Here is a 12465-nt window from a genome sequence, read left to right on the forward strand (position 1 = left end):
TCCGTTAGCGCAAAATGGTTGATGATATGGAAGCAAGCACCCTAGCCGGAGATCCGGTCATACGAGGTGCTTGGTTCCTGCTTTTTCATTAGGCTTGTCTAGCCTTGACCATATCAAGAAAATAACGATGCAGACGATAGTCATCCGTTAGTTCAGGATGAAATGACGCTGCCAGCAAGTGACCTTGTTGTGCTGCAACAATCTGCCCATTGTAGGTGGAAAGCACCTCAACGTTAGGACCAACCTTCTCAATGAGCGGTGCACGGATAAATACCGCCCGTACTTTCTCATCGATGCCTTTGATAGGCAGATCTGTTTCAAAGCTCTCCCGTTGTCGTCCAAAAGCATTGCGGGCTACCGTGATATCCATTAGCCCTAGATGGGCCTCCGGCTGTCCTGTAATTTCCTTAGCAATGACAATGAGACCTGCACATGTACCGAAGATAGGCTTGTTCTCAGCCGAAAACTGATGGAGCGCATCTATAAAGCCATACGTACGCATCAGCTTTCCGATTGTTGTACTTTCACCACCAGGAATGATAATACCTTGGATATCCTGCAGCTGCTCCGTTCTTTTAATAACAACGCCTTGAGCTCCCGCTAATTCGATAGACCGAATATGCTCAGCTACCGCACCTTGCAGGGCAAGAACACCAATTTTGATCATTACCAACCGCGCTCCTGCATACGTTGGGATGCATCCAACTTGGAAATTTCAATTCCCTTCATTGGAGTTCCTAGGTTTTTGGAAATTTCTGCGATCATTTTATAGTCTGTGTAGTGAGTTACGGCTTCTACGATCGCTTTAGCGAATTTCTCAGGGCTGTCCGATTTAAAAATACCGGAGCCTACAAATACCCCGTCCGAGCCAAGGTGCATCATCAGTGCAGCGTCAGCAGGTGTCGCTACGCCTCCTGCAGCGAAGTTAACGACAGGCAGCTTGCCTGTTTGGTGAACCTGCAGCAGCAGCTCGTATGGAGCGCCTAGAAGCTTAGCTTCGTTCATCAGCTCATCTGTAGACATAGCTTGTACTTTGCGAATCTGACCGACCATCATACGCATATGACGAACAGCTTCGACGATGTTACCCGTTCCCGGTTCACCTTTTGTACGGATCATGGAAGCACCTTCACCAATACGGCGAAGCGCCTCACCAAGGTCACGCGCTCCGCAAACAAAAGGAACTGTGAACTCACTTTTTCTAATATGATAAACTTCATCCGCCGGAGTCAGTACTTCGCTCTCATCGATGTAATCGACACCCATGGATTCAAGCACTTTCGCTTCAACAAAATGACCGATTCTTGCTTTCGCCATAACCGGAATGGAAACAACCTTCATTACCTCTTCGACGATTGTAGGATCAGCCATGCGAGCTACGCCGCCGGCTGCACGGATGTCGGCAGGTACCCGCTCTAATGCCATAACTGCAGAGGCGCCTGCAGCTTCAGCGATTCTTGCTTGCTCGGCGTTCATAACGTCCATGATGACGCCGCCTTTTTGCATTTCGGCCATACCTTTTTTCACGCGGGATGTTCCTGTTTCCATACTCCAATTCCTCCTATGCCTTTATGCCAAATTCATGCGTTTCTTTGCACGATTCGATAGTAAACTTCTAAACAATCATTTTACATGATGGTGCCTCAATATACAACCCATTATCTGGTTCTAGAAAATGTCCTTCATTCCGCTAAACATGTCACCGAAGAAGTTTTTGATGGAACGGAATAGCAGACGAATCCAGCTGCCTTTTTCCACATCTGCATCAGCAATTAAGTCAATAGTTTGTACCTGACCGTTATAGCTAACCTTCGCTTTGCCTAACACATCACCCTTCTTGATTGGGGCAACCAGCTTGCTTTCTTCAACAGGCTCAGCAGTGATGGTGAATTCCTCCGGCTTCGCGCCTTTTTTCGTTACAAAGGTTACGCCGGACTTCGTGACAAGAGGAACTTCCGTTTGGACGCCTTTTTTAATGTTTACCTTTTTCAATGAATCTATTTCTGTCTTTTCACTCATGTAAGGCTTGACTTCAAAGTTATTGAACCCGTAGTCTAGCAGCTTGCGTGTTTCGTTAAACCGCTCAGGCTCTGTTTTCGTTCCCATCACAACTGTAATAATACGCATACCATTTCTTTCAGCCGTACCGGTAAAGCAGTAGCCCGCATCGTCGGTTGAGCCTGTTTTTAAACCATCCAAGCCAGGATACGCATACTTTTTAAAATTCGTATTGCTCGCATTACCTTCCAGCATCCAGTTCCAGTTAATCATCGGCGTTTTGTCTGTAGGGCGCAGCTTCAACGATGGAATTTTAGTAAATTCCAGAATTTCTTTATGATCTTTTAAAATATTGTAGGCGAGAATAGCGGCATCCCTTGCAGTCATAACTGTTTCTCCCTCAATAGATGCAGGAGGGTTCTTTAAGTCAGCACGAGATAAGCCCGTTGCACTGATGAAATGTGCTTGATCGGACATCCCCAGCTCTTTAGCTTTCTCATTCATCATTTTAGCAAAATTCTCTTCCGTTCCACCAAGCGTCTCGGCGAACGCAACCGAAGCATCATTAGCTGAGTAGATCGACATTGCATTGAACATATCTTTGTAAGTAAGCGTCTCATTCTCTGCAATTAATTGACCGGAACCAATGACATCTGCTGCATTTTTACTAGCAGTGATTGGGGTTTCCCAAGTATATTTGCCTTCCTTAATGGCTTCCATTGCAAGGTATTCTGTCATCATTTTTGCCATACTTGCTGGCGGAAGTGCCTCATCTGCATTCATTTCATACAAAACCGTACCCGTGCTTGCCTCCATAACAATTGCAGACTTCCCATTAATTTGCGGTTCATTTCCCGCTGGTGCTGTTGTTGCAGCCGGTGTTTCCGCCGCTAGAGCTTTCGATGGCTGTATATGTAAAAGTACGGATTGAACCATTAGACTCGCACCCAATGCAATTGCCAACTTCCTTTTATTCCAAGCCAATATATTCACAATTTCACTCTCCCTGATCTTTTAAAAGTCACGATATATTGTAACACACCCTAATAGACAAAAAAAGAAGACGAAGGTTCAATCCCTCGCCTCTCTCTTATGAGCAATTAGACTTACATGGAATAGTTAGGAGCCTCTTTTGTAATTTGAACATCATGCGGGTGACTTTCACGAAGCCCTGCACCGGTAATGCGAATGAACTGAGTATCGTGAATGAGCTCTTGAATATTGTGAGCGCCGCAGTAACCCATACCTGAACGTAATCCGCCAATCAATTGATAAACGGTATCCGCTAGAGGTCCTTTATATGGCACACGCCCTTCAATACCTTCCGGAACAAGCTTACTCTCATTCTCCTGGAAGTATCGATCCTTACTCCCTTCTTTCATCGCTCCTAGTGAGCCCATACCTCGGTAAACCTTGAATCTTCGACCTTGGAAAATTTCAGACTCTCCCGGACTTTCCTCCGTACCGGCAAACAAGCTTCCGATCATGACGGCGCTGGCTCCTGCTGCAATTGCTTTGACTACATCTCCCGAATACTTAATACCACCATCAGCGATGATCGGGACATTAAATTCTGCAGCCGCTTGAGCGCAATCGTAAATGGCCGTAACTTGAGGGACACCTATTCCTGCGATTACACGTGTTGTACAAATCGATCCAGGACCGATACCTACTTTGACCATGGAGGCACCAGCTTTGATTAAATCCCTAGTTCCATCACCAGTTGCCACATTACCCGCAATAATTGGAAGTTCAGGATATAGCTCTCTTATCTTTTTGACCGTATTTGCAATGTTAATGTGGTGACCATGAGCTGAATCTACAACGATTACGTCGATACCCGCCTTCACTAAAGCTGCTGTACGTTCCATCACATCCTTAGATACGCCAACTGCTGCACCTACCAGCAAACGTCCTAATGAATCTTTAGCTGCATTCGGGAACTGAATCGCTTTCTCAATGTCCTTAATGGTAATTAAACCCTTCAGTCCATTATTATCGTCAACCAAAGGCAATTTCTCTATTTTATGCTGCTGGAGTATGATCTCTGCTTGCTGCAGTGTTGTACCTACAGGAGCGGTAACCAAATCTTCTTTGGTCATAACTTCTTTGATTTTTATCGAATAGTCATGTACAAAACGAAGGTCTCGGTTGGTCAGGATACCAACGAGCTTATTGTCCTCATTAACGATTGGTACGCCTGAAATCCGATATTTAGCCATAAGAGCTTCCGCATCATAGACATGATGTTCAGGTGTAAGTGAAAAAGGATTCGTGATAACTCCGCTTTCGGATCTTTTAACACGATCCACTTCTTCCGCTTGCTGCTCGATCGGCATGTTTTTATGAATAATACCTACTCCACCTTCACGTGCCATAGCAATAGCAAGCTTGGATTCTGTAACGGTATCCATCGCAGAGCTGATGAAAGGAATGTTCAGTTTGACGTTTGGAGCCAAAACCGTAGCTATATCTATTTCCTTACCAAACACTTCCGACTTTCTTGGCACCAAAAGCACATCGTCAAACGTTAAGCCTTCCTTAGCGAACTTGTCTTCCCTCACAACACGAATTCCTCCTCAGACATCTATATAATTATTGCAATAGTAACAAAAGCCTTTTTTTCGTGTCAAGGAAAAGGACTCTATTCCAAATCGATATCATCTAAATATGAAGATTGCGTTAACGATACGTATAAGTGCTTGTTGAATTCCACAAAATGAATTGTTCTACCTGATATTCTTTCGCTGCTTTTACTTGCTCTCGTACATCATTGGCATCATATGTTTGATGTGGCTTTACCCAAGTCGCCGTAAAATCTTGAAACCAGGGTCTAATCCCTGCGGCCTGTATTCCTTGTTTCTGTAAAATATTATTCTTTAAAATAGCATCTCCAATTGCTTTATGGATAATCGCATACGGCTGTAAATCAGGATGCTTCACTCCATACACACCACTAGAATAATGTGAAGGATAAAGCATAGGCGATATGGTATTGACATACTTACTAATTCGATTCCACTCTTGCCCGATACCCATATCATTATCTGATGATGTTGTTAAGCCAAATACATCTGCAGAGATGGGTGTACCTTTAATTTGCTCTTTAGCTCTTTTTAAAAAGCCCTCAATGACCTCCGGCTTTGACCATCCACGATTATTACTAAATGTAACTTCCTTATCTACTTTTCTTCCGTTATCAGGGAAACGAACATAATCAAACTGAATTTCGTCGAAGCCCAGACTTGCAGCCTCTTTCGCAATTTCAATGTTATAATTCCATACATCTTCTATATATGGGTCCACCCAAGCAATACCTTTATTGTCCTTCCATACCCCTCCCGATTTACGTTTCATGGCATAATCCGGTTTCTTTTTACTTAGGTATGGATCTTTAAAAACAACAATTCTTGCTATGGAGTATATGTTTTTCTCTTTCAGATATAGAAGCTTTGCCTTCATATCCTTAATTATAATATTACTATTGGCCCCAATTTCATTTACTAAAGGAACCTTAGAAGGATGTGTAACCTGACCGGAGTCATTCTTAACATCAATCACCATTGCGTTTAGATCTGTATCATCCACTAACTTTACAAGCTTATCGAACTTGCTGCCAACTGTTGACCAAGCAGATACGTAGATCCCTTTTACTTGGACATTCTGTGATATCGGCTGCCTATTGTCATTCGTACTTTGTACTCTAGGCCCATTAGGTGGATAAGTTGATGGTGAAGGTGGCGAAGGTGGCGCTTCCGTTGTAGGCGATGCTTTTGGCTTTTCTTCCTGGGATTTAGGGATAGGCACTGCCGATGAATGAGCCTGCGGATTTATTTGATGAGTTGCTGAATCAGGCTGTCCAGTACATCCGTTCTGTAAGATAATCACAGATACTAACAAAATAAGCGTTGTACTTCTTAGTAAAAGTCTTTCCATACCAATCCCTCCTCATAGGGCTAGTATGGTTAAATTCATCAATTTGTAACGATTAAAGAAAAAGAGTCTTTCTGGGATTTCACCCAAAAAGACTCTTTTGTTGCTTGGCAACGTTCTACTCTCCCAGAACCCTTCGGTTCAAGTACCATTGACGCTGGAGGGCTTAACGGTCGTGTTCGAGATGGGAACGCGTGGATCCCCTCCGCCATCATCACCAAACTAAGAGTTTTGCTTTAGCAAAACTGACTACGAAAGCATAAGCTTTCTTCAAGGCTTGCACCCTGAAAACTAGATACGAAACTTACGTAAAGTGTGAGTATTTGTTTACCGGTTTTGTTCCGGGCCCCGAGAAAGTATTCGGAATATGCTTCGAAGCTCTTCTTCACTTTCTTGGGTATTTAGGTTAAGCCCTCGACCGATTAGTATTCGTCAGCTCCATACATTGCTGCACTTCCACCTCGAACCTATCAACCTCGTCGTCTACAAGGGGTCTTACGAATTGGGAAATCTCATCTTGAGGTGGGCTTCACGCTTAGATGCTTTCAGCGCTTATCCCTTCCATACATAGCTACCCAGCTATGCCTCTGGCGAGACAACTGGTACACCAGCGGTACGTCCATCCCGGTCCTCTCGTACTAAGGACAGCTCCTCTCAAATTTCCTACGCCCGCGACAGATAGGGACCGAACTGTCTCACGACGTTCTGAACCCAGCTCGCGTACCGCTTTAATGGGCGAACAGCCCAACCCTTGGGACCTACTTCAGCCCCAGGATGCGATGAGCCGACATCGAGGTGCCAAACCTCCCCGTCGATGTGGACTCTTGGGGGAGATAAGCCTGTTATCCCCAGGGTAGCTTTTATCCGTTGAGCGATGGCCCTTCCATTCGGTACCACCGGATCACTAAGCCCGACTTTCGTCCCTGCTCGACCTGTTTGTCTCGCAGTCAAGCTCCCTTATGCCTTTGCACTCTTCGAATGATTTCCAACCATTCTGAGGGAACCTTTAGACGCCTCCGTTACTTTTTAGGAGGCGACCGCCCCAGTCAAACTGCCCACCTGACACTGTCCCCATACCGGTTCACGGTACAAGGTTAGAACTCCGATACGATCAGGGTGGTATCCCAACGGCGCCTCCACCCAAGCTGGCGCTCAGGCTTCTACGGCTCCCACCTATCCTGTACAGATCGTACCAAAGTCCAATATCAAGCTGCAGTAAAGCTCCATGGGGTCTTTCCGTCTTGTCGCGGGTAACCTGCATCTTCACAGGTATTAAAATTTCACCGGATCTCTCGTTGAGACAGCGCCCAAGTCGTTACGCCATTCGTGCGGGTCAGAATTTACCTGACAAGGAATTTCGCTACCTTAGGACCGTTATAGTTACGGCCGCCGTTTACTGGGGCTTCGGTTCACAGCTTCGGGGTAAACCCCTAACCGCTCCCCTTAACCTTCCAGCACCGGGCAGGCGTCAGCCCGTATACTTCGCCTTGCGGCTTCGCACAGACCTGTGTTTTTGCTAAACAGTCGCTTGGGCCTTTTCACTGCGGCCCCCTCGGGCTATTCACCCTACCGAGGCACCCCTTCTCCCGAAGTTACGGGGTCATTTTGCCGAGTTCCTTAACGAGAGTTCTTCCGCGCGCCTTAGAATTCTCTTCTCGCCCACCTGTGTCGGTTTGCGGTACGGGCACCTTCGCCTGGCTAGAAGCTTTTCTTGGCAGTGTGAAATCATGACCTTCGGTACTATAAGTTTCCCTCCCCATCACAGCCCAGCCTTATGGTGTGCGGATTTGCCTACACACCAGCCTCACTGCTTGGACGAGCATCCATCAGCTCGCGTCACTATCCTTCTGCGTCACTCCATCGCTCATAACGGCTACGGTGGTACAGGAATATCAACCTGTTGTCCATCGACTACGCCTTTCGGCCTCGCCTTAGGTCCCGACTGACCCTGAGCGGACGAACCTTCCTCAGGAACCCTTAGGCTTTCGGCGGATCAGATTCTCACTGATCTTTTCGTTACTTATACCGGCATTCTCACTTGAATGCAGTCCACCAGTCCTTCCGGTCTGACTTCTACCCGCATTCAACGCTCCCCTACCCAAGTACTTACGTACATGCCATAGCTTCGGTGGCGTGTTTAGCCCCGTTACATTTTCGGCGCAGAGTCACTCGACCAGTGAGCTATTACGCACTCTTTCAATGGTGGCTGCTTCTAAGCCAACATCCTGGTTGTCTGTGCAACTCCACATCCTTTCCCACTTAACACACACTTGGGGACCTTAGCTGATGGTCTGGGCTGTTTCCCTTTTGACAATGGATCTTAGCACTCACTGTCTGACTCCCGGATATGAGTTTGTGGCATTCAGAGTTTGACTGGACTTGGTAACCCTTGGCGGGCCCCGCACCCAATCAGTGCTTTACCTCCACAACTCTTGATTCCGAGGCTAGCCCTAAAGCTATTTCGGGGAGAACCAGCTATCTCCGAGTTCGATTGGAATTTCTCCGCTACCCCCACCTCATCCCCGAATTTTTCAACATTCGTGGGTTCGGGCCTCCAGTGAGTGTTACCTCACCTTCACCCTGGACAGGGGTAGATCACACGGTTTCGGGTCTACGTCCACGTACTAAAGCGCCCTATTCAGACTCGCTTTCGCTACGGCTCCGCTTCTTCAGCTTAACCTCGCACGGGAACGTAACTCGCCGGTTCATTCTACAAAAGGCACGCCATCACCCATAAAGAGGGCTCTGACTTCTTGTAAGCACACGGTTTCAGGTTCTTTTTCACTCCGCTTCCGCGGTGCTTTTCACCTTTCCCTCACGGTACTGCTTCACTATCGGTCGCTAGGTAGTATTTAGCCTTGGCAGATGGTCCTGCCGGATTCCGACGGGGTTTCACGTGTCCCGCCGTACTCAGGATCCCTCTAGGCATACGTTTGTTTTTGGCTACGGGGCTTTTACCCTCTTTGCCGGACCTTTCCAGATCACTTCACCTAACAAACTTTTGCCACGTTGAGGTCCTACAACCCCAAGGAGCAAGCTCCTTGGTTTGGGCTAATCCGCTTTCGCTCGCCGCTACTGACGGAATCACATTTTGTTTTCTTTTCCTCCAGGTACTTAGATGTTTCAGTTCCCTGGGTATGCCTCTCATGCAGCTATGTATTCACTGCATAGTAACTGCGCATTACCACAGCTGGGTTCCCCCATTCGGACATCCCCGGATCAAAGCCTGCTTACGGCTCCCCGAGGCATTTCGTCGTTCGCCACGTCCTTCTTCGGCTCCTAGCGCCTAGGCATCCTCCGTGTGCTCTTTCTAGCTTAACCACTAGAATGTACTTTCTTCATCTGTTGACCAGATGTCGAAAAGGATTTCTAAGTTTCACGCTTTACGTTTCGTTTTCGTTATCTAGTTTTCAAGGAACAAATGCATTACTTTGAAAGGATTGACCTTTCAAAACTGAACACGAGTGAAGAAGCTATTTGTGCTCCAAGAGCACTTGACTGGTTCGTTGCAGAACCGAGTCTCCATAGAAAGGAGGTGATCCAGCCGCACCTTCCGATACGGCTACCTTGTTACGACTTCACCCCAATCATCTACCCCACCTTCGGCGGCTGGCTCCTTGCGGTTACCTCACCGACTTCGGGTGTTGTAAACTCTCGTGGTGTGACGGGCGGTGTGTACAAGACCCGGGAACGTATTCACCGCGGCATGCTGATCCGCGATTACTAGCAATTCCGACTTCATGCAGGCGAGTTGCAGCCTGCAATCCGAACTGAGATCGCCTTTTTAGGATTGGCTCCAGATCGCTCCTTCGCTTCCCGTTGTAACGACCATTGTAGTACGTGTGTAGCCCAGGTCATAAGGGGCATGATGATTTGACGTCATCCCCACCTTCCTCCGGTTTGTCACCGGCAGTCATCTTAGAGTGCCCACCCGAAGTGCTGGCAACTAAGATCAAGGGTTGCGCTCGTTGCGGGACTTAACCCAACATCTCACGACACGAGCTGACGACAACCATGCACCACCTGTCTCCTCTGCCCCGAAGGGAAGCCCTATCTCTAGAGCGGTCAGAGGGATGTCAAGACCTGGTAAGGTTCTTCGCGTTGCTTCGAATTAAACCACATACTCCACTGCTTGTGCGGGTCCCCGTCAATTCCTTTGAGTTTCACTCTTGCGAGCGTACTCCCCAGGCGGCATGCTTACTGTGTTTACTTCGGCACCGAGGAATCGAATCCCCGACACCTAGCATGCATCGTTTACGGCGTGGACTACCAGGGTATCTAATCCTGTTTGCTCCCCACGCTTTCGCGCCTCAGCGTCAGTTATAGGCCAGAAAGTCGCCTTCGCCACTGGTGTTCCTCCACATCTCTACGCATTTCACCGCTACACGTGGAATTCCACTTTCCTCTCCTACACTCAAGCCATCCAGTTTTCGATGCGAACCGGGGTTGAGCCCCGGGCTTAAACACCAAACTTAAATAGCCGCCTGCGCGCGCTTTACGCCCAATAATTCCGGACAACGCTTGCCCCCTACGTATTACCGCGGCTGCTGGCACGTAGTTAGCCGGGGCTTTCTTCTCCTATACCGTCACACACCAGGCAGTTACTCCTGATGCTGTTCGTCTAGGGCAACAGAGCTTTACGATCCGAAAACCTTCATCACTCACGCGGCGTTGCTCCGTCAGACTTTCGTCCATTGCGGAAGATTCCCTACTGCTGCCTCCCGTAGGAGTCTGGGCCGTGTCTCAGTCCCAGTGTGGCCGTTCACCCTCTCAGGTCGGCTACGCATCGTCGCCTTGGTGAGCCGTTACCTCACCAACTAGCTAATGCGCCGCAGGCCCATCTGTAAGCCACAGCTTGCACCGTGTTTCATGATCTCTCCATGCAGAGAAACCAGCTATCCGGTCTTAGCTATCGTTTCCGATAGTTATCCCGGTCTTACAGGCAGGTTGCCTACGTGTTACTCACCCGTCCGCCGCTAGCTTGTCCCCGAAGGGACAAACCCGCTCGACTTGCATGTATTAGGCACGCCGCCAGCGTTCGTCCTGAGCCAGGATCAAACTCTCCAATAAGGTATTACCTATTGTTAAGCTGAATAGCTCAATTTCAAAGCTGACGAGATTTTATAATCTCTTTGTTTTAAGTCGATTTCTCGACTTGCTTCTTCACTCGTTGTTCAGTTTTCAAAGAACAATTTCTTTCGTTCAAACCCGCCATCTCTCGAGGGCGACTTGATTAATATATCACATTCATTCAGCCAATTGCAAGTTTTTTTTATTTCTTTCGTTCGGCTTTCGAAGCGACAAGAAGTAATATACCAAATCTAGATAATGAATGCAAGCTTTTTATTGAAAAAGAAAATACCCTGTGCTTTGCACAAGGCATTCAACTATTTACACATGGCCAATGACTTCTTCAATAAAGAGACTGCGTTCAATAGCCAAGTTCACGATAGTTCCATTAATGTTCACCCAAGGCCTTGTCGGATAGGCACGATCTGAGAACACAATTTCACCCACACGATTATCGTTTAGCTTTACTAAAGTTCCATTGCTAATCTGTGTAGATTTGTTTATGAAAACCTGAACAAGTGTGGGGTCAAGCTTACCAAACGATTCTGTAAACAGCTGCTCCAGCACCAAATAGGGGGAAAATCCATAACGGTAGAAACGATCGCTTGTCATAGCATGATAAATATCCGCAATTGCAATGATCTTAGCATAGATGTGAATCTTATCGCCTTTAACTCCTAACGGATAGCCGGATCCGTCTTCTCGTTCATGGTGCTGCAACGCACTTAATTTGGCTCCCTCGTTAATTGCGCTCAAGTTCTTAAGGACATTATACCCAATCAAGGTATGTTGCTTGATTTCCTCCATTTCAGGCCGGGTAAGCGAGTGTTTCTTCTCAAGAATCGCGTAATCAACCTTCGCATTACCAATATCGTGAAGTAATCCTCCTAATGCGATTTGCATGAGATCTTTTTGAGGCATTCCATGCCACTTCGCTAGCAAATAGGAAGTTAAGCTGACCATAATGCTGTTATGATACAAATAATCCTGAAGATTAGGATTCTTAGGTGTATAGGTAAGCACCTTATACGAATCAATGTGTTGGATTAATGCCTCTAATCTAGTTCGTACATCGAGTATCGGGATCGGCTGTCCACCGTTAACCAAATGGAATACTCTCTTGAGCAGGGTTAACATACTCTGGTATTCCGTATGAAATGAATGTGATGCAGTGCTTTCTTCAATTCTCGGTTCGCTTGAAATACTTTCCGGCTCAGAGCTGCTTGTCTTTGATTCAATCGAAACGGATGGAATAAGAAAAGCTTTAAGAATTTCAATATCTCTTTCTGAAAGTAGTTTCCCTTTATTAAAAAGTATATTGCCCAGCTTCGTTACAACGTTGTCGCCTAGCTTGTCTCCATATTTCAATTGAGTAACGGCTATTGTTGGCACATCATTCACTCGCTTTACTAGTTGGTCTTACCTTCATTGTAAAATAAAAAGGATGGGTTTGTAAGCCCATCC

The 12465-nt window shown here is 46.8% G+C and carries 6 protein-coding genes and 3 rRNA genes; all 9 read right to left on the reverse strand.

All coding sequences use genetic code 11. From position 1 onward, the window contains the following. Positions 1-88 precede the first annotated feature (88 nt). Complete coding sequence (pdxT, locus tag L0M14_RS27890; RefSeq protein WP_311198929.1) at positions 89-664, reverse strand: pyridoxal 5'-phosphate synthase glutaminase subunit PdxT; 576 nt, start codon at positions 662-664, stop codon at positions 89-91. A gap of 2 nt (positions 665-666) precedes the next feature. Next, positions 667-1548 carry a pyridoxal 5'-phosphate synthase lyase subunit PdxS gene (pdxS, locus tag L0M14_RS27895; RefSeq protein ID WP_235119644.1) on the reverse strand — a complete coding sequence of 294 codons (882 nt, stop codon included), beginning with the start codon at positions 1546-1548 and terminating at the stop codon, positions 667-669. Positions 1549-1668: 120 nt separating this feature from the next. Further along, on the reverse strand, positions 1669-2934 hold the full coding sequence (locus tag L0M14_RS27900) for a D-alanyl-D-alanine carboxypeptidase family protein (RefSeq protein WP_235119645.1): 1266 nt from the start codon (positions 2932-2934) through the stop codon (positions 1669-1671). Between the two features lie 170 nt (positions 2935-3104). Beyond that, positions 3105-4562, reverse strand: coding sequence for an IMP dehydrogenase (gene guaB, locus L0M14_RS27905; RefSeq protein ID WP_235119646.1), 1458 nt, complete (start codon positions 4560-4562; stop codon positions 3105-3107). A 118-nt stretch (positions 4563-4680) separates the two neighbouring features. Then, a complete protein-coding gene (locus L0M14_RS27910; RefSeq protein WP_235119647.1) occupies positions 4681-5934 on the reverse strand; it encodes a putative glycoside hydrolase in 1254 nt (417 codons plus the stop codon). 102 nt (positions 5935-6036) lie between these two features. Continuing rightward, positions 6037-6153: ribosomal RNA gene (gene rrf, locus L0M14_RS27915) — 5S ribosomal RNA — on the reverse strand. 180 nt (positions 6154-6333) lie between these two features. Then, positions 6334-9252: ribosomal RNA gene (locus L0M14_RS27920) — 23S ribosomal RNA — on the reverse strand. Positions 9253-9459: 207 nt separating this feature from the next. After that, positions 9460-11001, reverse strand: a 16S ribosomal RNA gene (locus tag L0M14_RS27925). Together the 16S, 23S and 5S rRNA genes form the textbook arrangement of a ribosomal RNA operon. A 321-nt stretch (positions 11002-11322) precedes the next feature. Beyond that, complete coding sequence (locus L0M14_RS27930) at positions 11323-12393, reverse strand: HD-GYP domain-containing protein (protein WP_235119648.1); 1071 nt, start codon at positions 12391-12393, stop codon at positions 11323-11325. Between the last annotated feature and the right edge of the window lie 72 nt (positions 12394-12465).

This window comes from Paenibacillus hexagrammi (assembly GCF_021513275.1).
GTDB classification, from domain to species: domain Bacteria; phylum Bacillota; class Bacilli; order Paenibacillales; family NBRC-103111; genus Paenibacillus_E; species Paenibacillus_E hexagrammi.